Raw genomic sequence first — 20,619 nt, 5'->3', positions numbered from 1 at the left:
GCTGTGGCTGTGGCTGGGCCCCGGTATAGTCCTGTCCTCTCAATGTTCCTCCCAATACGAGGATTTCTGTGACGCAAGCATCTCTCGATGAGGTCACGCTGCGCGTCCCCGGCGACCACCTGATGCTGGCTCTCCTGGGCGAACGCGACGCGTTCCTGCGCCTCGTGGAAGAGGCGTTCATCGACGTGCTCATCGTGGCGAGGGGCGACGAGCTGCGGATCGCCGGGCCGGAGCCGTCGAAGACGCTCGCCAAGACCACGCTCGAAGAACTGCTCGTCCTGGTGCGAGAGGGCCAATCCCTCGACGAGGACCGGGTACGGCGGGTGATCGACCTCGTCAAGGCTGAGGTGGCGAGCCCGTCGGAAGTGTTCAGCGATGGCGTCGCGGTAGGGCGGGGCAAGATAGTGCGGCCGAAGACCCTCAACCAGAAGCGGTATCTCGACGCCATCCGCCGCAACACCGTGATCTTCTCGATCGGCCCGGCGGGGACGGGCAAGACCTACCTGGCGATGGCGGTGGCGGTTGCCGGCCTCGAATCGGGGGCGGTATCTCGCCTCATCCTCACCCGGCCCGCCGTGGAGGCGGGGGAGCGGTTGGGCTTCCTGCCGGGGGACCTCGCCGCCAAGGTGGATCCGTACCTGCGGCCCCTGTACGACGCCCTCTATGACATGCTGGGACCCGACGAGACCCAGCGCATGATGGAACGAGGCACCATCGAGATCGCCCCCCTTGCCTACATGCGGGGCCGAACCCTCAACGATGCCTTCGTAGTGCTCGACGAGGCCCAGAACACTTCTCCGGAGCAGATGAAGATGTTCCTCACCCGGCTCGGTTTCAACTCCAAGATGGTGATCACCGGCGACGTCACTCAGGTCGACCTCCCCACCGGGAAGGCCTCCGGATTGCGCCAGGTGCGCGATGTCCTCGATGAGATCCCGGGGGTGTCCTTCGTGATCCTCGGCGCCGAGGACGTCGTTCGCCATCGCATTGTGGCGGCGATCGTCGAGGCCTACCGCGAGTACGAGGAGAAGCGGTGAGATTGAGAGCCCGGCTTTCGGGAGCGGCCCGGTTCGCGGTGCTCGCCGCGACAGTTCTCTTCGCATCGATCGCCCTCCTCGTCGGCCAGGAGCAGGCGGTGGAACCGATTGCCCTCAACGTCGGCGACCCGTCGCCGGTGACATTCATCGCCCCGGTGGGCATCTCGGTGGAGGACGAGGCGAGGACCGAGGCCGAGCGGCAGGCGGCGGCTGCGGCGGTGGCGGATGTGTACCGGGTGGAGCCGTCGGCCACCGAAGCCATGCTGAACAGCATCGCCGAGCTGTTCCAGAACGTTCACACCGGGGCCCAGCCGGTTGCACCTCCCGACGATCCCACTTCCACGACGGTGCCCGAGACGACGACGACTTCGCCGGACGACACCACGACGACTGTTGCAGAGACGACGACGACCACCATCGCCCTGGAACCTCCCCCTCGCCAGGATCAGATCGCCGTCCTTCAAGTTCTCCACCCGTTGGTGCAGGATGAGACCCTGGACACGCTCGTGGCCCTCGTCAATGACGACCGCGAGCGGGTGGAGAACGGCGAGACGGAGCTGTTCCCGATCGTCCAGCAGGCGGCCCTCGACATCGCCACCGCGCACGCTCTAGACGGAATTCGCCCGACGGAGCTCGATGCCGTCAAGGCCACCCTGGTCACCGACCCCCGCCCGATGGTGCTGCTGCCGGAGGAGCTGCGAGATGCCGCCGAGGCGTCGGTGGCAGATGTCCTCGGGGCGTACCTCCAGTCGAACGAGTTCTTCGACCCCGACGCCACGGAGCGTGATCGCCTGGCGGCGCGCGACTCGGTGGAGCCGATTCAGGAGCACTATGTGGCGGGTCAGAGCATCGTGTCGATCGGTCAGCTGATCACTCAGGTGCAGGCCACTGCGATCAAGGATCTCGGGCTGGCCGCGCCCGGCGACGAGCCGATCCCGTTGCGGGCGATGGCGGCCATCGCCGCCATCGTCGTTCTCCTCGCGGCTGTGTTCATGGCCCGGGTCACTCGCGACCTGTGGCGAGATCCCAAGAAGGTCGCCCTCTTCGGCCTGCTGGTGGTGCTGGCCGCGGTGAGCTCGCGGGTGCCCGAAGTCGTGGCGCGCGATCGGATCGAACTGGGCTTCCTGTTGCCGGCGGCATTCTTCGGTTACCTGGCGGCGAACCTGTTCGATGCGCGCATAGCGGTGCTGATGGCGGTGCCGATAACCGCCTTCACCGCACTCGCCACCGGCGATCTGGCTCTCGTGGTATTCGCCGCCGGGGCGACCCTGACTCCGATCCCATTGGTGACCTCGGTCGCCTCCCGTGCCGAGCTGAACCTCGCGGTGATCTTCTCGGCGGTCATCCAGGTGCCCCTAGCCGTTGCTCTCGCCTGGTTCTTCTACGGCCCTGACGCTGCCGACCTGCAGGATCTGCTGCTCGTGTCGGCCGTGTGGGGGTTCGTCGGAGGGATCGTCTCCGGCGTCGCCGCCCTGGGGGTGATGCCGATCCTGTCGTCGGCGTTCGGGATAACGACGACGCAGACCCTGCTCGACCTCACCGACCGCAACCATCCCGCATTGCGCCGGGTGGAGGAGGTGGCACCGGGGACCTTCAACCACAGCGTGCTGGTCGGCAGCCTCGCCGACCGGGCGGCTCGAGCGATCGGCGCCAACCCGCTGCTTGCCAGGGCGATGGCGTACTACCACGACCTTGGCAAGACGGTTCAGCCCAAGTACTTCGTCGAGAACCAGTTCGGGGTCACCAACCCACACGACCGGCTGCCGCCCGAGGAGTCGGCCGCGATCATTCGGGGTCATGTCTCCGAGGGGCTTCGCCTCGCTCGCGAGTTCCGGATCCCTCCCGACGTGGCCCAGGGGATCCTCACCCACCACGGCACCAGCCTGATGCGGTTCTTCAGCCACAAGGCGGAGGAGGTGTACGGCGACCGGATGGAGCCTGCCGATTATCGCCACCGGGGGCGCAAGCCGCGCACCAAGGAGATGGTCATCCTCATGCTCGCCGATGCGACCGAGGCGGCCACCCGGACCCTGGTACAGAGCGAGGACCCCACCAGTGAGGGCATCAGGCGCCTGGTGGAGGCAATCATCGCCGAGAAGGTCGAGGACGGGCAGCTGGAGGAGTCCGAAGTGACCTTTGGCGAGCTCACCCGCATCAAGGAGGCCTTTGTCGACGCCCTCATCGGGTACTACCACACCCGGATTCCGTACCCCGGGTTCCCCGCGCCGAGGAGTGCCCAGCCCGCGTGAACATCTTCTTCAGCGACGAACAGGACCTCCCGGTCGATGCCCACTCGCTGCGGGGGTTCGCCGATGCGGTGATGCAAGCCGAGGGTTTTGGCCCGGACACCGAGCTGTCGGTGATCACGGTCGGGCCCGATCAGATGGCCGAGTACAACCAGAAGTTCATGGGCCGGGCCGGCCCGACGGATGTCCTCGCCTTTCCGATCGAGGAGATGAAGCCCGGGCAGGTGCCGCCGCGGTTCGCCGGCGACCCCCCCATCGTGCTCGGCGACGTCTTCCTGTGCCCATCTGAAATCGAGCAGCGCGCCAAGGCGGAGAACATCGGCTACGACGACTTCCTGCATCTTCTGCTGGTGCACGGCATCCTTCACCTGATGGGATACGACCACGAAGAGGACACCGCCGCCGATGCGATGGAGCGCCGAGAGGACGAACTGCTCGGACTCATCGGGAGGTCGATCGGATGAACGGGATCGCGCTGGGGGTTTCGGTGCTCGCAATCGTCGCCGCCGCTGCATTGCGGTTCGGTGGGGCGTCGCTCTTGCGCACCCACCGGGCGGACGCTCTCCACGATGCTGCCGACGGGAACGAAGGAGCGGCGCGGGTAGCCGAACTTCTGGAGGACCCGGTCAGCGTTCAGCCCAGTCTCGGGATCGTCCATGCAGCTCTGCTGGTCGCTGCCGCGATCCCGGCCACTTGGGCCATCTCGGCCCGCGTCTCGGGGGGCACGCTGCTGGCGACCCTTTTTGCGCTGGGGGTGTTCCTGGTGCTTTTCGGCGACACCTTGCCACGGGGGTTCGGCCGATCGCTGCCGAAGCGGCCCGCGTACCGGTTGTCTCGTTTCCTGGCCATCGCGGTGGATGTCGGTAGGCGCGCCGTCGACCTCATCGACGACGAGGACGAAGGGGAAGAGGACGACGAGGACGAGGACAACCAGGACACGCAGGAGATCGAGCTGATCTCGTCGGTGCTGGAGTTCACCGACGCGATCGTTCGCGAGGTGATGGTCCCTCGCACCGACATGATCACCGTGCCTGCCTCTACCGGCACCGACGGTGCGCTCGATCTGGTCCTCGCCAGCGGCAAGTCACGCGTTCCGGTCACCGGCGATGATCTCGATCATGTCGTTGGTGTGCTGTACGCCCGCGACCTCCTCGTGCTGATGGACAGCGGCGAGGGCCCGCTTCCCGTGACGAAGGTGATGCGCCCGGTCCACTTCATCCCTGAAACCAAGCGGGTGTCCGAGCTGCTGAAGGAGCTCCAGAAGTCAAAGGTCCACCTCGCCGTCGTGGTCGACGAGTTCGGCGGCACGGCGGGCCTCGTGACGATCGAAGACCTGCTCGAGGAGATCGTCGGGGAGATCGTCGACGAGTACGACGTAGAGGAGCCGATGGTGATCACCCTCGACGACGGATCGCTTCTGGTGGACGCCCGGCTGTCGGTCGACGATCTCGCCGACCTGATCGCCCGCGAGCTGCCCGACGAGGGCTGGGACACGGTCGGGGGTCTCATGCTCGCCCTGGCGGGGAGGGTTCCCGAAGAAGGCGAGCGGTTCGAAATCGAAGGTCTCGTGCTGACCGCCGATCGGGTGCAGGGCAGGCGGGTGGCCCGCGTCCGCGTGGCCGTCAAGTGAAATCCGGTTTCGTATCGGTCGTCGGCCGTCCCAATGTCGGCAAGAGCACCCTGGTCAACGCCCTCGTCGGGACGAAGGTGGCGATCACTTCGGCGCGACCTCAGACCACGCGCCGCACCATTCGAGGGGTCCTCGACACCGATGACTACCAGATCGTCTTCGTCGACACCCCCGGCATCCATCGGCCCAAGACGGCGCTCGGAACCCGGCTGAACTCGCTGGTCGAAGCCTCCATCGACGACTCGGATGCCGTCCTCTTCGTCATCGAGGCAACCGGGAAGATCGGCCCGGGTGATCGTCGTATCGCCGAGCGCCTGATCGGAGGGTCGCCACCGGTGGTGTGCGTGGTCAACAAGACCGATGCGGCCTCGACCGACGACATCACCGAGCGCCTGATGATGGCGGGCGAGTGGGACTTTGCGGCGTACGTGCCCGTGAGTGCCCTCGAGGGGGCCAATCTCGAGCCGATCGTCGAAGAGCTCACGGCCCTCCTGCCCGAGGGTCCAAAGTTCTTTCCGCCGGGCATGCCCACCGATCAGACCGAGAACTTCATGATCGGGGAGATCGTTCGGGAGAAGTTCCTCGCCCGGCTCCGCGAGGAGATGCCTCACTCCTTGGCGGTGATGGTGGACGAGGTGCAGGTGAGAGCCGACGGGCTGACCAGGATCGAAGCGCGGTTGATCGTCGAGCGTGAGAGTCAGAAGGGGATCGTCATCGGCAAGGGCGGGTTGCTGATCAAGGACGCGGGCACCGAGGCAAGGATCGAGCTGGAGACTCGTCTGGGAACGCCGGTCCATCTGGAGCTCCGGGCGAAGGTCGAAAAGGACTGGCAGTCGCATCCGACCATGATCGAACGGCTCGGAATGTGACCCGGCGCCTCGTCGGAATGATCTTGCTCCCGGTTGCGCTGGCCGGGTGCGGGGGCAGCTCAGAGTTGCGTGACCTGGCGGCGGACGCCTGCGCGGTGCTCGCCGACCCGGACACTTCCCTCGAAGACTCGTCGCTGATCCTGTTCGAAACCACCAGCACCGCGTTGGATCTTGGCTACACGGAGAGTGAGTTTGCCGACGCATTGCGCGCCGAGTGCCCCGACTCGGTGATCATCGGGGGCGAGCCATGAGCTTCGCCGACGCAACTCGAGTGACGCCGGCCGGTGACTCGCTCTGGCGCGGCGAGATCGCCGCCGGCTGGGACATCGCCGGCAACGCCAACGGTGGCTACATGCTGGCGATCGCGGCGCGCGCCGCGGTCGCGGCGACGGGAAGGCCCGACCCGGTCTCGGTTACCGCGCACTACCTGGCCCCCGGGAAGCCGGGTCCGGTGACGGTCGAGGCCAAGGTGCTCAAGGAAGGGCGACGTTTCGCCACCGCATCCGCGACGCTCTCCTCTCCCGACCGTCCGCTGGTTTCCATCCTGGGCAGCTTTGGTCAACTCGAACCGGTCGCCACCACCGAGCGGTTGGAATCGGGACCGCCCGACTTGCCGCCACCGGAGGAGTGCGTGCCGGTCGAGCCGACCGAGACGTTCCCTCCGCCCTTCGTGGGAAGGATCGAGCTGCGGCTGCACCCGGACCATGTGGGTTTCGGAGGGCTGCCGGGTGCCCCCAGGGTGAGCGGCTGGTTCCGCCTTCGAGACGACGAGCCGATCGACACTCTCGCGCTGCTGGTGGCAGTAGACGCGTTCCCTCCGACGATCTTCTTCGCCGACCTGCCGGTTGCCTGGGTGCCGACCCTCGAGCTGACTACCCATGTGCGGGCCCGGCCCGCTCCTGGGTGGCTGCGGTGCGCCTTCACCACGCGGTTCATCACGGGCGGGTTCCTCGAGGAGGACGGTGAGGTGTGGGATTCCACCGGGCGGCTGGTGGCCCAGTCCCGCCAGTTGGCGCTATTGCCGCGGGAGGGATAGGGAGGAGGAGGGCTACCCGCTTCCGGCTACCGGCAAGCCCTTGAGCGGGACCCGACAGCCCGGGTCAGCCCTCCCAGGCGTCGATCGTCTCGACCAGCTTTCGATCCAGGTCGGTGAGTGCTCCGGCCGAGTGGGTGCTGAAAACCAGGGTGACCTTGTTCCAGCGGATGTCGATGTCGGGGTGATGGTCCGCCTTCTCGGCCACCAGAGCGACCCGGTTGATGAAACCGATGGCTTCGGCAAAATCCGAGAATTCGAACGTTCGCGAGATCTCCTCACCCTCGATCGACCACGACGGGTGCGTGTCGGCGAGGGACTGCTTCTCTTTCGGGCTGAGTGGTGTGGACATGCCTTCAGTTTGGTGTAGCGAACGGACAAACCGGGAATGCCGCTACCGTCCCGGATCGCTCTCAACAAGGAATGGTCAATGAAGAAGCTGGTCTTGCTCCTCTTGCTCCCGCTGGCCTTCGGCGCCTGCGGCGATGATGACTCGTCGGACAACGGTGGGCCGACCTCGGCTTCGGTCGCCCTCGACGACTTCTCGTTCACCCCGGCGAGCGTCACCCTCGCGGCGGGAGTGGAGGTCACGGTCGACGTCTCCAACATCGGTGGTATCCAGCACAGCTGGGTCGTCCTCAACCAGGGGGTCGCGGTGACGACCAGCGCAGACGCGACGCCCGACCGCATCCTCGCCGCCACCGCCCACCTCGACGGCGGTGCGTCGGATTCGATCTCGTTCACCCTCCCAGCGGCGGGTACCTACCAGGTGGTCTGCCACATCCCCGGGCACATCGAGGCCGGGATGGTGGGCACGGTCGAGGCGTCTGGCTAGCGCTCCGGCTGACGCTTCGGCTAGCCCCTGCGGGTGGCGGCGCGGATCAGACCGGCCGTCACCGCGAGGGCGGCAGCGCCCGCCAACACGATCAGGGCGATCGGCGGGTCGTCTCCGGAGGGTTCGGGGGCACTGGCCGGCGCGACGATGATCTCCTCGTCTGGCAGCACCGGCAGGGGGTCACCCGTCTCGCCCGCGTCGACGACTTCATATGCCACGCCTTGGTGGACCACGATCATCGAGGCATCCACGGTCAGGGCCAGTCCGAGGGCCCGGTCGGAGGTGGCCAGGGCGAAGTAGTCGTCTGATCCGAACGGCACCCGGATCGCCTCCATCCCCGGTTCATAGGTGGTGTCGACCCACTTGCCCTCGGTCAACCGGAAGGTGCGGCCGCCAGCCACCCGCACCAACGACGCATACGTGTCGTCGGGTCCGGAGACCACATCGGAGTCGCTCATCGAGGCCGCAGCATCGGCGGCGCCGAAAGCGGTCTCGCCCGACACGGGCGGCGGGGTGCTCTCGGCCTCGGCGGCCGCCCTCGCGGCGATGTCGCCGATCGCCTCTTCGCCGAACGGGGCGTCGTCGGTGACGAGGTACGAGGTGTACGGAGTGACGATGCCCCAGCGGATCGACAGGCGCACGATCTGGTCGATGGTCTCTTCGTCCGGCCCCTCGAGGCGCACCTGCCGCAACAGGTCTCCCACCTTGCGGGTGGCCCACAGACGCGGGATGGAATCGTCCTGGCCCGAGTCGCCGAAGCGGACGTCACGGAATGTGAAGTCCACCGTCTCGCCGCGGACCCGTCCGGAGAGGACGACGGTGGCATCGCCGGGTTCGTCGTAACGGCCTGCCACGACCAACTGGCCGCCTGAAAAGACGTCGGGGAGGGGCGAAGGATGGATGTCGGAGACCGTGACGCCGTTCACCTCGATGGTGACGTCGGTGAGGACCGGGGAGGCCACCTTCGAGTAGAGCGTCTCGACCGCGAGATCGATCTCCTCGCCGGGACCGACGTACGCGGTGGTCCCGTGATGGTCACGAGCGATCGAGTCGAGGAGGAAAGTGTCGACGTCGTAGCCGACACCGAACGCGAACACCGAAGTCGATGACCCGCCGCGGTCTTCGAGGCGGTCCAGGATCCTGGCGGAGTCGGTCACACCCTCGGTGGGCAGACCGTCCGTGAGGAAGACCACGTACAGCGGGCGATCCTCGCCCAGGTCGAGGGCTTCGCCCAGGGCGAGGTCGATGTTGGTCGATCCGCCGGCTGCAAGGCCGCCGATCCACGTTCGCGCCAGGGGAGCCTGCGACGCCGGTTGGAGTGAACCGGCGTACGCGTCGGTGGTCGTCGAGAAGGCGATCACCTCGAAACGGTCCTCCGGGTTGAGGCGATCGAGCACGAATCGGGCGGCGTCCTGTGCCTGGGAGAACTTCTCACCCTCCATCGATCCCGAAGTGTCGAGCACCAGCACGACATCCTTGGCGACGACCTGTTGATCGGTCGCCAGACCGGGGGAGACCAGCATCAGGAAGTAACCCTCGCCGTCCTGACGATGAGTGATCACATCGAGAGAGATCGGGCCGGCGTCGGTGGAGTAGTACACGATCAACTCGGCCAGGTCGTCACCATCGCCTTCGAAGCCGATGATCGCAGTGTCCCCATCGGGTCGGTCGATGGAGACTTCATGGGTGGGGGAGTGAACCGCCTTCACCCCGGATGAGTGGCGAATCTCGATCCGCGCCGAGATCACCTCGATCTCCGCGTTGGTCTCAGCCGCGAAGGGGTGCCGGTAGCGGGTGAGCCCGCCGTCGACGGCGAGGACCTGGCGGTACTCGATTTCGACCGTTCTGGTCTTCTCGGCGGGGATGGGAAACACTGAAAGGCGAAGGATGCCGTCGTCTACGAACTCGAGAAGGGCAGGGTCGAGTGTGCGGCGGATGATCTCCTCGTAGGTGCGACGGGCGGTCTCGCCTTCGAGCACTTCGCCGGAGACGGCCTCGCCGTCGATCCATAGCGTGAGCCCGGTCACCGAAGCGTCGGCGGGAAGAGGGAAGAGGAAGGTTCCTTCGGCCGTGAAGTCCGACTCGTTGCGGATCACCTGGCGCACGCGGGTTGTGGCGATGCCGTCCTCGATCACGGTGTCGACGCGGTACTCCTCGATGGAGACGTCCGCCTCGCCGCCGCAGTGCCACCACGGGCACGGCCTCGGCTCGATGATCACGTCGTCACCGGTCTGAGCAAATCCCGGTGCCGGGATCGCCAGGATCATGGCGATGGCGATCGCCACACGTCGAGTCATCGGGCATCCTCCTGGGACTGTTGAGGGTGGGACGACCCGGAGGCCGTCGCCGGTTCCCGGGCCTGTCGGCGCCCGCCGGTAGCCTGGGGTGGTGCCACTCCGCGACGATCAGGGCATCGTCCTCCGCGGCTTCCCGTTCGGGGAGGCCGACCGGGTCGTGGTGCTGCTCAGCCCCAACCACGGCAAGGTCCGGGCGGTGGCCAAAGGCGTCCGCAAGACCAAGAGCCGGTTCGGGGGCCGTCTCGAGCCCTTTACCCATGTCGATCTGGTCCTCTACGAAGGGCGCAATCTGGGGACCATCACCCAGGTGTCGGTGATCGAGGCGTACCCGAATCTCCGCGGCGACCTCGACCGGGTGTTGGCGGCCGGGACGATGGTCGAGGTGATCGACGCCGTCACCCAGGAAGAGGAGAGCTCGATCCGGGCTTTCCTGCTGCTGCGCCAGGGTCTCGCAGCACTCGAAGCAGGCCCCCGCCACCCTGACATCGTGGCGGCGTTCCTGCTGAAGGCCGCCCAGGTCGTCGGCGTCGCCCCCGCCTTCGAAGAATGTGCCGGGTGCGGGCGGACGGACGGCTTGAACAAGTTCTCCTTCGCTGCCGGAGGGGCGCTGTGCGACAAGGACACCGCCCCGGGGGCAGTGGCCCTGCGACCCGGCCTCACCACCTACCTGGCGCGCCTCGCCGCCGCCGATCTCAGCGCACTCCCGGTGCACGACGCCGCTTTCTCCGGCGAGGCGATGGGGGTGACCCGGCGCTTCATCGAGTACCACCTCGATCGGCGGATCAAGAGCCTGGCGATCGATGGCTGATCCCCGCCACGTCGCCATCGTCATGGACGGCAACGGGCGGTGGGCCGAGGCCCGAGGGTTGCCCCGCACCGCCGGGCACGCCGCCGGCGAGGCCGCCCTCTTCGACATCGTCCACGGCGCATTGGAGCTCGGGATCGAATGGCTGACAGTTTTTACGTTCTCCACCGAAAACTGGTCCCGTCCGGCGGACGAGGTCGAGTTCCTGATGGGATTCAAGGAGGACCTCCTCACCCGGCGTCGTGACGAATTGCACGAGTTGGGTGTGCGAGTGCTCTTCCTCGGAGATCGGGATGATCCACGGGTGGGCGATCGTCTCCGCACCCGAATCCATGAGGCGGAGGAGCTCACCGCGCAAGACACCAACATGACGATGGTCTTCGCCTTCAACTACGGGGCCAGGGCCGAGATTGCCGCCGCCGCCCGCCGTCTGGCTGCCGACGCGGTCGCCGGGCAGATCGACCCGGCCGACATCGACCAAGACGCGTTGGCGGCCCGTTTCGAGATCCCCGATATGCCCGACCCCGATCTGGTGATCCGCACCAGCGGCGAGCAGAGGGTCAGCAACTTCCTGCTGTGGCAGTCCGCCTACAGCGAGTACGCCTTCCCCGACATCCTCTGGCCCGACTTCCGCACCGAAGACCTGAAGCAAGCGGTGGAGGAGTACCAGGCGCGCGAACGAAGGTTCGGAGGAGTGGGGTAAGGGGCTTCCCTTCGCTCGCCGCAATGCGCAATGCGCAATGAGCAATGCGCGGCGCGCTGGAGTCGGTCTTGCTGGAGGCGGGAGGCTGGAGGCTGGCGGCTTCCCCCTAACATCGCCCCCCATGCCTGCCCCTTCCCTCGACACCATTGCGAATCTCGCCAAGCGGCGGGGGTTCGTGTTCCCGGCGTCCGAGATCTATGGGGGTTTGCGGTCGTCGTGGGACTACGGGCCCCTCGGGGTGGAGTTGCTCCGAAACCTGCGCGACGCATGGTGGCGAACGATGGTGCGCGACCGCGACGACATCGTCGGCCTCGACTCGTCGATCCTCCAGGCCCGTCAGGTCTGGGTCGCCTCCGGCCACGAGGCGTCCTTCACCGATCCGCTGGTCGAGTGCCGCAACTGCAACAACCGGTTCCGGGTCGACAAGCTCGATGACCCGAACAAGTGCCCGAACTGCGGCAAGGAAGGCACTTTCACCGAGCCCCGCCCCTTCCACCTCATGCTGCGCACCCATTTGGGGCCGGTCGAGGACGATGCCGCCCTCGTCTACCTGCGTCCGGAAACCGCCCAGGGGATCTTCATCAACTACGAGAACGTGCGGCGCACCACCCGGATGCGCCTCCCCTTCGGCATCGCCCAGATCGGCAAGGCTTTCCGTAACGAGATCACCCCCGGCCAGTTCGTGTTCCGTACCCGCGAATTCGAGCAGATGGAGATGGAGTTCTTCTGCAGACCCGAGGAAGCCGAAAAGTGGCATCGCTACTGGCTCGATGCCCGGCTGCAGTGGTACATCGACCTGGGCATGGCTCCCGAGCGGGTGCGGCTGCGGGCGCACGAGACCGACGAGTTGGCCCACTACTCCAACGCCACCAGCGACGTCGAGTACTTGTTCCCATGGGGGTGGGACGAGCTGGAGGGGATCGCCAACCGGGCGGACTTCGACCTCCGGGCCCACACCGAACACAGTGGCGTCGACTTGCGCTACTACGACCAGGAGAGCGACGAGCGGTTCTTTCCGCATGTGATCGAGCCCGCCGCCGGGGTGACGCGCTCGGCTTTCGCGTTTCTGGTCGACGCGTACGAAGAGGACGAAGTCGGCGGCGAATCGCGGGTGGTGCTTCGCCTTCATCCTCGTTTGGCTCCCGTGAAGGTGGCCGTGCTTCCCCTCTCCAAGAAGGACGACCTGGTCGCGGTCACCGACGAAGTCGCCGCCGAGTTGCGTCGCCGGTGGCCCATCGAGGTGGATGTCACCCAGTCGATCGGCCGCCGCTACCGGCGCCAGGACGAGATCGGCACCCCCTACTGCGTGACGATCGACTTCGACACGCTCCAGGATCAGGCGGTCACGGTCCGCGACCGAGACACCACCGAACAGGTCCGGATCCCCATCACCGACCTGGTCGAGCACCTCAATGGCAGGTTCGGCGGGTTGGTGTAGCGAGCCAGCCCCGGCTCCAGCTCCAGCCAGAGAACCGGCCCAGCCACAGCTCCAGCCTCAGCCAAACAAGGGCCACCCAAGCGGGCGAGCCAAGCGAGCATCCTTGCTTCGTTCGTCGCTTCGCGAATTGCTTATCGCGCCTCGCTCGCCTCGCGAATCCCGTCCCTGTCTCAGCACCGGCGGACCACTTACACTCCTCGCGTGGCCTACCGGCGGGAAGACATCGAGCGCGTTCGTGACGCCACCGACCTCGTCGAGCTGGTGGCCGAGGTCACCAAGGTCAAGCGGGCCGGGCGCTCGGTCATGGCGGTGTGCCCCTTCCACCAGGAGAAGACCGCCTCGATGTCGGTCGATCCGTCCCGCGGGCTGTACCACTGCTTCGGGTGCGGGGCGAGCGGGGATGTCTTCCGGTTCGTGCAGGAGAACCAGACGGTCGACTTCTCCGACGCGGTGGAGATGCTCGCCCGCCGGTCGAACATCACGCTCGAGCGTGACCCCGAGGCGGCCAAGCGCCGCGATCGGCGCGAAGTGCTGGTGGATGCCACCAGCACCGCGGTGGACTTCTACCACGCCCGTCTGAAGGCGGGCCAGGAGGCAGGAACTGCCCGCTCCTACCTGCGGGGCAGGGGATACGACGCCGACGTGGTGGAGCGGTTCTCGATCGGTTTCAGCCCGACCAGCGGTGAGGCGCTGGTGGCCCATCTCCGTGCCGCCAAGGTGCCCGAGGACGTGATGGTGTCGGCCGGCCTGGCGCTGCGGAGTCGTGCCGGCCGCATATTCGACCGGTTCAGAGGCCGGATCATGTTCCCGATCTTCGACGTGCGGGGTGACGCCGTGGGGTTCGGCGCTCGACTGCTCGAAGGAGATGGCCCCAAGTACCTGAACTCTCCAGAGACACCGATCTATCACAAATCCCGCCTCCTGTACGGGCTCAACTGGGCGAAGAGTGAGGTGGTGAGAGGGAGCGAGGTGGTGGTGGTCGAGGGCTACACCGACGTGATCGCACTGCACCTGGCCGGGTTGCCGATCGCGGTCGCCACCTGCGGGACCGCGCTCGGTGAGGAACACCTCGACCTGTTGCGACGATTCACCGACCGGATCGTGCTGATGTTCGATGCGGATGAAGCAGGCGCCGGTGCGAGCCTGCGCGGCCTGGAGCGGTCGGCTCCCGGCGACCTCGACCTCCGCATCGCCGAATTGCCGGAGGGCAGGGACCCGGCCGATGTCGTGTTCTCGGGGGATGCCCATGCTCTCCGCAAGTCGATCGACACATCCACCTCGCTCATCGAATATCGGATCGAGGCCGAGATCGCCAAGTTCGCATACAAGGCCGACCGTCAGGCCGCGGCCCGGGCGGTGCGGGCGGCGGCGGCGATCGTCGCCCAGCACCCGGATCGCCAGTCGCGACGGGAAGGGGCGGGATTCATCGCCAGTCGGGTGATCACCAACTCGGTGGACGATGTGATCGACCTGGTCGAGGAGCAGCGCCAACTGCTCAATCAACAGGGAGGGTCCCCGGCACGGTCCAACGCGGTGGCCCGATCCCAGACCGGGTCCGAGAAGGCGGAGGTCGAGGTGCTGCGCCTTCTGTTGGCGAACCATCCGGATGTGCGGGGGATCGACTGGTCGACTCTTCTCTCGGTGCCGGAGCACCTCGCCGCGTATGACGTGATCGCCCCGACGCTCGAGGCGATGGAACCGGGGGAACCCCCCGACCTCGGTTCATTGGTGGGCGGCGCCGATCCGGCCATCGGCGAAATGCTCGGTCGTTTGGCCCTCGATGGCCGCCCGCTGCCCGATGCGGCGGAAGTCGTCAAGAAGGTGCAGGTGGGCGCGCTGGAGGGCCGCCTCCGCGAACTGCAGTTTCAGGTGGGCTCGCTCGATGCCGACACAGAGCCAGAGGCGTATTCGGTCGCCTTCAGGGAGTTGATAGCTTTGGAAAAGCAGCGCCGCGATCTCTGGAGCCATGAATGACCACACCGGCAGATCTGGTACTCGAAGACCTGCTGGCGCGCGCCCGCCAACGCGGCTTCTTGATGATGATGGAGGTGCAGCAGGAGCTGGAGGACGCCGAGGCTCCGCCCGACGCGTTCGATCGTGTGTTGGAGGCGCTGCGCTCCGGCGGGGTGGAGATACGCGAGGACACCCCTGAGGCCGTCTTCGATCTGGTCCAGGTGGACGACGAGATCGAAGTGAGCGATCCCGTCAGGATGTACCTCCAGGAGATCGGTCGGGTGCCCCTGCTCGATACCCAGCAGGAGGTGGAGCTGTCGATGCAGATGGAATCCGGGCTGAGGGCCAAAGAGAAGCTGTCCCACATCGAGGAGCCGATCGGCGTCGCCGAGCGGGCGATTCTCGACCGGGCCGCCCGGTTCGGCGAGCGAGCCCAACAGCGTCTCGTCGAGGCGAACCTCCGCCTCGTCGTCTCGATTGCCAAGAAGTACGTCGGCCGGGGAATGCCCCTCCTCGACCTGATCCAGGAGGGCAATCTCGGCCTGATGCGGGCGGTCGAGAAGTTCGACTACCGCAAGGGCTTCAAGTTCTCGACATACGCCTCATGGTGGATCCGGCAGTCGGTGACCCGGGCACTCGCCGATCAGGGCCGCACGATTCGGGTGCCGGTGCACATGGTGGAGACCATCAACAAGCTGGCCGCGGTGCAACGGACCCTGAGCCAGGAGCTGGGTCGCGAGCCGACCATCGCCGAGATCGCCAGCGACCTCGAGCTCGAGCCCGAAAAGATCACCGAGCTACGGCGGATCGCCCAGGACCCGCTGTCGCTCGAGTCGCCGCTGGGCGAGGAGGACGACTCGACTCTCGGCGACTTCGTCCAGGACCACGATGCCGAAGCGCCGGTGGCGGCGGCCTCGTTCCGCTTGTTGCAGGATTATCTCCGCATAGTCCTCGAGGAGCTCTCCGATCGGGAGCGGCAGGTGCTGCTGATGAGGTTCGGGCTTGCCGACGGCAACATTCACACTCTCGAAGAGGTGGGGAAGCACTTCAAGGTGACCCGGGAGCGGGTGCGCCAGTTGGAGACGAAGGCCCTCGCCAAGCTGCGTCAACCATCACGCGCCGGGCGTCTCAAGGACTACCTGGGCGACTCGTAGCGCTAGACCCCGCGACCGTCGATCGACGCGGCGTCGTAGGGCTCGATCATGATGCACTCGCCGGGGCACTCCTCGGCGGCCTCGATGGCGATGTCGGTCTGCGAGTCGGGTATCCGGGCGACCCCGCGGGAACCGTCGGGGCCGTGGCCATCGCCTTCCTTGGCGTCGAACACGATCGTCTTGCCGAAGTGCCGGGCCTCTTCCTTCACGACCCAGAGCCCGTCCTCGCGTCCGACGAACACGTCGGGGGCGATCTCCTCGCAGATCCCGTCACCGGTGCAGAGGTCCTGGTCGATCCAGACTATGAGCTTCGTTGGTTCTGCCATTGTGATTGTCCCTCTAGCTGAATCGGTTCACGGCGAGTACCGACTTGCCGTGAGCTACCTCATCAGGGTGGTCGGAGTGGACTCCAACTGCAAATGTTACCGGAGGTGATACCCGGGCCTGCGGGGCCGGAAACCGTGGGGAAAGAGTCGCCCAGGCCCGGTGGTACCCTTCCCGGCCGTCCCTTCCGGGGTAGCTCAACGGCAGAGCAGCGGACTGTTAATCCGTTTGTTGGGAGTTCGAATCTCCCCCCCGGAGCTTGCGTCTTTCCCTCCCGGCGCTCACCCTTCTGTGTTGAATGCGATCCAGTCGCTCTCGAGCACTTCGGTCGGGGTGGGTTCGGGGTCGCCGATCGGGCCGGTCGACACCTCGGGGGGGCCGACCGTAAGGCTGAACCCGGCCGCCACGGTCGCCTCACCGCCCGGGGTGGTGACCAGGACCGTCCGGTCGACCACCACCACCGTGGTGAACTCGCTCGGGTCGATCAACACGGCAGTGCCCTGGACCGACGCCACCGCTGAGGGCGTGTCGATCTCGAACCGGCTGCCTGCCTCGGTGAAGTCGACCACCCGGCTTTAGGTGTTGCCGGCGGTCTGGCGCCCTCTGACCGTGCTCGGGCTATCGCCGATCTCGACGATGGAGAACACGGTGAGGTAGTCGAGCCGGGTGACGCTTCCGTCGGGCCAGAGGATCTCGGCGCGCCCCGTCGGGCCGGTGCGCACCGTGTAGCCGACCTCGAGGGGGTGATCCTCGTCGACGGGATGGATCACCCCGTCGATCTCCACTTCGACCGCGCCGCTGAGCGGGTGCAGCTGCGCAGCGTGCTCCGACGAATCGTCGCCACAGGCGACAAGCACGACGGCGAGCAAGGCGAGCATGGCGTAGCGGATGACGGAACCTCCTGGCGCCCGGATTGTAGGAGTCGCAGCCCCTGGTCGGTCACTCGAGCGCTTCGCGCCGGTCAGACCCCTCGAAGCGGGCGTCCGAATCGGCGCGCAGGTCTCCGATCTTGCCGTTGAGGGCTGCCCGGACCGCGTTCAGCGCCGACTGGGCGGCGTCCACCCGGGGGATGAGCACGAAGTCTGCCCCGGCGGCGTACAGCGACCGGGCCTCAGGGAAGGTGGTGGCGGTGAAGATGAGCGTCGAGTCGGGGCACAACTCGCGAATCGTCTTGACCAGTCGCTGAGGCGAGGTCGAGACCAGGATGTCTCCAGGAATCGTGCAGAGCACCACCCGGGCCCGGTCGACCCCTGCGTGTTGCAGCGTCTCCGGAATGGTGAAGTCTCCGTACACGACATGGGGCCCGAGTGCAGCGATCTGTTCGTGAATCGAGACGTTGAAGTCGATCACGAGGCTTCGGTGGAGCAGCTCCGGCTCGGTGGCGTGCAGTTCGGCAAGCAGTGAAGATCCAGTGCGGTGCAGACCGAGGAGCGCGAGGTCATATGCCTCAGCCGAACCGCCCGGCCCCGAGGTTGGCTGCTTGAGGCCCAGCCGATCGAGGAGCGGGGCGAGCGCGTCGTACACCTTGTCGGAACGAGCGAAGAGCCACGGACTCAACACCGCGGTGATCACAAATGCGAGCACGATCACGGCGCTCACCTTGGCGTCGATGTGGCCCAGTTGCAGGCCGATGAAGGCGATAACAAGCCCGAACTCGGAGATCGGGGCGAGCTTGGTGGAGGTGAGCGTGGCGTTGCGGCGATCGAGGCCGCTCGCGTAGAGCAGGGGAAGCATGACCAGGAACCGCGACGCGATGGCGAGGGCGGCCAGGAGCACCGCGAGCACGACGATGGCCAGCTCGTCGGGCGCGGGGATGGTCATCCCGATGCCCACGAAGAACAGGGTGACGAAGAAGTCCCGGACGACCGACACCTGGCGTGTGATCTCGATGGCGAATGGCAGGCTGGCAATCGTGGTGCCCGCGATCATCGCCCCCATGCCCGCACTCACCGATAGCCCGGGCGAGATGTCGAATGCCCGTGAGAGGCCTTCGTCGATGTGGATTCCGGCGATGACGACGCCGAAACACCATGCGAGGGAGGCGACCAGGACGGTGGCAGGTTGCTTCGCCACCCAGGAGAGGCCGCGGTTCAGCGCGGTGCGAGCCACGACGGCGGCGACCACCCCGAGGAGGGCGATACCCGCCAGCGATGCAGCGATCGGGCCGATCCGCGGGCTATCGAGGTTCGGCTGGAGCGCGAGGACGATGATCGCCCACACGTCCTGGAAGATGAGGAGCGCGATCGCCATGCGTCCGCTGACGGTGTCGAGTGTGAACGACTGCTGGAGCAGGGCGACCACCAGCAGGGTCGACGACGCTGCGATCGCCAGGCCCACATAGAGGGCTCCGTACTCGCCCCCGATCACACCGCTGCCCACCCCGATGAGGACGAGACCCTGGGCGGCCAGAAGGCCGAAGATCACGGTCACCGGGAATTGGAGGATGCCGGACATCAGCACGGTGCGCCCACTCGCCACCAGGGAGCGCATGTCGATCTCGAGTCCGATCAGAAACAGCAGGAGAATGAGTCCGAGTTGGGCGATGGTGTCGATGGCCCCCTCGTCCGAGATCACCCCGCCGACCGGCCCGAGCAGCACCCCGGCGAGCAGGAATGCCGCCACGGTGGGGATGCGGATGCGGGTGAACAGGATGGCGAGGAACCCGGCTCCCACCAGGGCGAGTCCGATGTCGAGGATGAGTTCCGGGAGTCCCGGGCCTGCGGCGAGGAATGCGCTGGGCATGGGCCGAGACGGTAGCCGGTGACCAGCGCCAGCAGCCCTTCACCGTTCGAGTTAGACCAAGAGTCACCGTTCGAGTTAGACCAAGAGCACGACCACCACCGTCGATGCTCAAGTGAAGCACCCCGATCCGGTACGAGTCAGGTCAGAAGACCATGGCCCGGTGCCGGAGTGCGGGGCAAGTGCTGGGTGCCGTCACACCAACAGTACGGCTCCGCCGCTCCGCCCTACCGGGTCCGACGCGAGTAGCCAGTGAGCGCGCCGACGATGAAGAGCACCAACGCGATGATCAGCAGCCAACGAAGCGCCGCGACGAATATCCCGACGCCGCCCAACAAGAGCGCGAGAAGCAGAATCGCGATCACCACCATGTGTCATCTCCTCTTGCCGTTGCCCATGACATACCCGAGGTACCGGATGGCAAACTAGTGGTGCGGCGGGACCGTCATCGCCGCTGACCGAGCGGCTGAGTTCTGTCGGCCAAGGGCGGTGAGCGAATGGACGGTGATTGGACTCGGGGTTTGCCCTGTAAGAAACCGGCAATAAACAGTGAATATCGATCTAGCCATAGAATGATGACTCTCGTAATCTGTGGGTTCGAGTGGCACTCACTTTGGAAGGAACGCAACTCATGCCGATGTCCGATGAACACAAAGCGGCTCTCGCCAAGGGTCGTCGCGAGTCGCGGGCGATCAAGCAGTATCTCGAGGGTTTGAAGAGCCGGCGTCCTGGACGCCCGGTGACACCGGTCACTCTGAAGAATCGGATCGGCGACCTCGAGGAGCGAATCGCCTCTGCGACCGACCCGCTGAGGGCTGTCGACTTGCGGCAGGCGCGAATCGATGCCGAGCAGGCTCTCGCGAGGGCGTCGTCCTCCGCCGATCTGGCCGACCTCGAGAAGGCCTTCGCCAAGAACGCCAAGTCCTACTCGAAGCGGAAGGGCATCTCCTACGCCGCATGGCGGGAAGCCGGAGTACCAGCCGCCCTCCTCAAGGAAGCCGGGATCAGCCGGAGTGGCAAGTAGCCGTCGGCAGCCCGCAGCCCTCGTCGCACGTACACTCCCGTTCGGTCGGGCCCGTAGCTCAGTTGGTTAGAGCAGCGGACTCATAATCCGTAGGTCCCAGGTTCGAGTCCTGGCGGGCCCACCAGACACGTCATGTTCGAACCGTGGCCGACGAAAATGAGGTCACGGTTCGTGTTTTCCCAGGGGAGTGCGCCGTTGGGCCGTTGTGTGGGGTCGGCCGGTTGCTCTCGTCGGTAGGTTGAGAGTTCGGGGTCGATGAGGGCGGCGGCTTCGTGTTCGAGCCTTTCGGCGAGGTCGTGTGCGAGTAGGTGTGCGAATGGGAGTTTGAGGTCAACGCCTTCGATGCCGTCCTCGCCGACCCAGATCTTTTCGAAGAAGGACTGGTTGAAGGCGCGTCGGATGTTGTCGGTGCCTTGGGCATAGGCTTCGAGGCAGTCGGCGGCGAGAGTGAGGGCCTGGTCGAGGTTGCGCTCGATCTCGTCGAAGCGCAGGGTGCATGAGTCGAGGATGCGTTGGGCTTGGGCCTCGTCGG

Annotated in this window: 22 protein-coding genes and 2 tRNA genes; 17 read left to right on the top strand and 7 right to left on the bottom strand. The window is 66.3% G+C overall.

The features are described 5' to 3' along the window. Positions 1-68: 68 nt before the first annotated feature. The 7 genes from WD184_04400 to WD184_04370 are packed head-to-tail and all read left to right on the top strand — an operon-like array spanning position 69 to position 6,818. Positions 69-1,037 carry a PhoH family protein gene (locus WD184_04400; protein ID MEX0825981.1) on the top strand — a complete coding sequence of 323 codons (969 nt, stop codon included), beginning with the start codon at positions 69-71 and terminating at the stop codon, positions 1,035-1,037. Then, positions 1,034-3,286: an HDIG domain-containing metalloprotein gene (locus tag WD184_04395; GenBank protein MEX0825980.1), complete on the top strand. Its 2,253-nt coding sequence runs from the start codon at positions 1,034-1,036 to the stop codon at positions 3,284-3,286. Before WD184_04400 ends, WD184_04395 begins: the two co-directional genes overlap by 4 nt. Further along, a complete protein-coding gene (gene ybeY, locus WD184_04390) occupies positions 3,283-3,747 on the top strand; it encodes an rRNA maturation RNase YbeY (protein MEX0825979.1) in 465 nt (154 codons plus the stop codon). Before WD184_04395 ends, ybeY begins: the two co-directional genes overlap by 4 nt. Further along, positions 3,744-4,913: a hemolysin family protein gene (locus WD184_04385; GenBank protein MEX0825978.1), complete on the top strand. Its 1,170-nt coding sequence runs from the start codon at positions 3,744-3,746 to the stop codon at positions 4,911-4,913. Before ybeY ends, WD184_04385 begins: the two co-directional genes overlap by 4 nt. Continuing rightward, the gene (era, locus tag WD184_04380; GenBank protein ID MEX0825977.1) at positions 4,910-5,782 is read left to right on the top strand and encodes a GTPase Era; all 873 of its coding nucleotides are present in this window, start codon (positions 4,910-4,912) and stop codon (positions 5,780-5,782) included. The genes WD184_04385 and era overlap by 4 nt, the downstream gene beginning before the upstream one ends. Continuing rightward, entirely contained in the window at positions 5,779-6,033 is a 255-nt protein-coding gene (locus WD184_04375; protein ID MEX0825976.1) for a hypothetical protein, read from the top strand. Before era ends, WD184_04375 begins: the two co-directional genes overlap by 4 nt. After that, positions 6,030-6,818, top strand: a complete 789-nt coding sequence (locus WD184_04370; GenBank protein MEX0825975.1) for a thioesterase family protein — start codon at positions 6,030-6,032, stop codon at positions 6,816-6,818. The genes WD184_04375 and WD184_04370 overlap by 4 nt, the downstream gene beginning before the upstream one ends. A gap of 64 nt (positions 6,819-6,882) precedes the next feature. Here WD184_04370 and WD184_04365 read toward each other — a convergent pair whose 3' ends face one another. Further along, positions 6,883-7,167, bottom strand: a complete 285-nt coding sequence (locus WD184_04365; GenBank protein MEX0825974.1) for a 4a-hydroxytetrahydrobiopterin dehydratase — start codon at positions 7,165-7,167, stop codon at positions 6,883-6,885. A gap of 78 nt (positions 7,168-7,245) precedes the next feature. Between WD184_04365 and WD184_04360 the strand changes: the two genes are divergently transcribed. Then, positions 7,246-7,650 (top strand): plastocyanin/azurin family copper-binding protein, encoded by a 405-nt coding sequence (locus WD184_04360; protein MEX0825973.1) that lies wholly within the window; start codon positions 7,246-7,248, stop codon positions 7,648-7,650. Between the two features lie 20 nt (positions 7,651-7,670). Here the strand turns inward: WD184_04360 and WD184_04355 are convergent, their stop codons facing one another. Next, positions 7,671-9,947, bottom strand: a complete 2,277-nt coding sequence (locus WD184_04355) for a VIT domain-containing protein (GenBank protein ID MEX0825972.1) — start codon at positions 9,945-9,947, stop codon at positions 7,671-7,673. A 91-nt stretch (positions 9,948-10,038) separates the two neighbouring features. Here WD184_04355 and recO point away from each other — a divergent pair, with 91 nt between their 5' ends. The 5 genes from recO (at position 10,039) to rpoD (ending at position 16,000) form a co-directional block, all read left to right on the top strand. Then, the gene (recO, locus tag WD184_04350; GenBank protein MEX0825971.1) at positions 10,039-10,755 is read left to right on the top strand and encodes a DNA repair protein RecO; all 717 of its coding nucleotides are present in this window, start codon (positions 10,039-10,041) and stop codon (positions 10,753-10,755) included. After that, positions 10,748-11,455, top strand: a complete 708-nt coding sequence (uppS, locus tag WD184_04345; GenBank protein MEX0825970.1) for a polyprenyl diphosphate synthase — start codon at positions 10,748-10,750, stop codon at positions 11,453-11,455. The genes recO and uppS overlap by 8 nt, the downstream gene beginning before the upstream one ends. Positions 11,456-11,576: 121 nt before the next feature. Next, the gene (locus WD184_04340; protein MEX0825969.1) at positions 11,577-12,893 is read left to right on the top strand and encodes a glycine--tRNA ligase; all 1,317 of its coding nucleotides are present in this window, start codon (positions 11,577-11,579) and stop codon (positions 12,891-12,893) included. Positions 12,894-13,094: 201 nt separating this feature from the next. Next, complete coding sequence (gene dnaG / locus WD184_04335) at positions 13,095-14,867, top strand: DNA primase (protein ID MEX0825968.1); 1,773 nt, start codon at positions 13,095-13,097, stop codon at positions 14,865-14,867. Continuing rightward, positions 14,864-16,000, top strand: a complete 1,137-nt coding sequence (gene rpoD / locus WD184_04330; GenBank protein ID MEX0825967.1) for an RNA polymerase sigma factor RpoD — start codon at positions 14,864-14,866, stop codon at positions 15,998-16,000. Before dnaG ends, rpoD begins: the two co-directional genes overlap by 4 nt. A gap of 2 nt (positions 16,001-16,002) precedes the next feature. Here rpoD and WD184_04325 read toward each other — a convergent pair whose 3' ends face one another. Beyond that, positions 16,003-16,326 carry a ferredoxin gene (locus WD184_04325; protein ID MEX0825966.1) on the bottom strand — a complete coding sequence of 108 codons (324 nt, stop codon included), beginning with the start codon at positions 16,324-16,326 and terminating at the stop codon, positions 16,003-16,005. A 184-nt stretch (positions 16,327-16,510) separates the two neighbouring features. On the opposite strand from WD184_04325, the gene WD184_04320 reads away from it, so the two are divergent. Then, positions 16,511-16,582 (top strand) — tRNA-Asn (locus WD184_04320). Positions 16,583-16,605: 23 nt separating this feature from the next. Here WD184_04320 and WD184_04315 read toward each other — a convergent pair. The 4 genes from WD184_04315 to WD184_04300 form a co-directional block, all read right to left on the bottom strand. Further along, a complete protein-coding gene (locus tag WD184_04315) occupies positions 16,606-16,893 on the bottom strand; it encodes a hypothetical protein (protein MEX0825965.1) in 288 nt (95 codons plus the stop codon). Between the two features lie 6 nt (positions 16,894-16,899). Then, complete coding sequence (locus WD184_04310) at positions 16,900-17,202, bottom strand: hypothetical protein (GenBank protein ID MEX0825964.1); 303 nt, start codon at positions 17,200-17,202, stop codon at positions 16,900-16,902. A gap of 61 nt (positions 17,203-17,263) precedes the next feature. Next, the gene (locus WD184_04305) at positions 17,264-19,066 is read right to left on the bottom strand and encodes a cation:proton antiporter (protein MEX0825963.1); all 1,803 of its coding nucleotides are present in this window, start codon (positions 19,064-19,066) and stop codon (positions 17,264-17,266) included. 224 nt (positions 19,067-19,290) lie between these two features. Then, positions 19,291-19,434: a hypothetical protein gene (locus WD184_04300; GenBank protein MEX0825962.1), complete on the bottom strand. Its 144-nt coding sequence runs from the start codon at positions 19,432-19,434 to the stop codon at positions 19,291-19,293. A gap of 230 nt (positions 19,435-19,664) precedes the next feature. Between WD184_04300 and WD184_04295 the strand changes: the two genes are divergently transcribed. The 3 genes from WD184_04295 (at position 19,665) to WD184_04285 (ending at position 20,587) form a co-directional block, all read left to right on the top strand. Next, positions 19,665-20,087, top strand: a complete 423-nt coding sequence (locus WD184_04295; protein MEX0825961.1) for a hypothetical protein — start codon at positions 19,665-19,667, stop codon at positions 20,085-20,087. Between the two features lie 47 nt (positions 20,088-20,134). Next, positions 20,135-20,211, top strand: a tRNA-Ile gene (locus WD184_04290). Positions 20,212-20,395: 184 nt separating this feature from the next. After that, complete coding sequence (locus WD184_04285) at positions 20,396-20,587, top strand: hypothetical protein (protein ID MEX0825960.1); 192 nt, start codon at positions 20,396-20,398, stop codon at positions 20,585-20,587. The last annotated feature ends 32 nt before the right edge of the window (positions 20,588-20,619 follow it).

The organism is Acidimicrobiia bacterium (assembly GCA_040878325.1).
In the GTDB taxonomy this organism is placed as follows: domain Bacteria; phylum Actinomycetota; class Acidimicrobiia; order Spongiisociales; family UBA11373; genus JAUYIV01.
This window is presented reverse-complemented; position numbering and strand designations above follow the sequence as displayed.

What these genes read in the sequence shown, in the direction of transcription:
- WD184_04365 (MEX0825974.1), bottom strand. Translation starts at nt 7,167, where the DNA reads ATGTCCACACCACTCAGCCCGAAAGAGAAGCAGTCCCTCGCCGACACG.
- WD184_04310 (MEX0825964.1), bottom strand. Translation starts at nt 17,202, where the DNA reads ATGCTCGCCTTGCTCGCCGTCGTGCTTGTCGCCTGTGGCGACGATTCG.
- WD184_04385 (MEX0825978.1), top strand. Translation starts at nt 3,744, where the DNA reads ATGAACGGGATCGCGCTGGGGGTTTCGGTGCTCGCAATCGTCGCCGCC.
- WD184_04370 (MEX0825975.1), top strand. Translation starts at nt 6,030, where the DNA reads ATGAGCTTCGCCGACGCAACTCGAGTGACGCCGGCCGGTGACTCGCTC.
- WD184_04340 (MEX0825969.1), top strand. Translation starts at nt 11,577, where the DNA reads ATGCCTGCCCCTTCCCTCGACACCATTGCGAATCTCGCCAAGCGGCGG.
- uppS (MEX0825970.1), top strand. Translation starts at nt 10,748, where the DNA reads ATGGCTGATCCCCGCCACGTCGCCATCGTCATGGACGGCAACGGGCGG.
- WD184_04300 (MEX0825962.1), bottom strand. Translation starts at nt 19,434, where the DNA reads ATGGTGGTGATCGCGATTCTGCTTCTCGCGCTCTTGTTGGGCGGCGTC.
- WD184_04360 (MEX0825973.1), top strand. Translation starts at nt 7,246, where the DNA reads ATGAAGAAGCTGGTCTTGCTCCTCTTGCTCCCGCTGGCCTTCGGCGCC.
- rpoD (MEX0825967.1), top strand. Translation starts at nt 14,864, where the DNA reads ATGACCACACCGGCAGATCTGGTACTCGAAGACCTGCTGGCGCGCGCC.
- WD184_04355 (MEX0825972.1), bottom strand. Translation starts at nt 9,947, where the DNA reads ATGACTCGACGTGTGGCGATCGCCATCGCCATGATCCTGGCGATCCCG.
- WD184_04325 (MEX0825966.1), bottom strand. Translation starts at nt 16,326, where the DNA reads ATGGCAGAACCAACGAAGCTCATAGTCTGGATCGACCAGGACCTCTGC.
- WD184_04305 (MEX0825963.1), bottom strand. Translation starts at nt 19,066, where the DNA reads ATGCCCAGCGCATTCCTCGCCGCAGGCCCGGGACTCCCGGAACTCATC.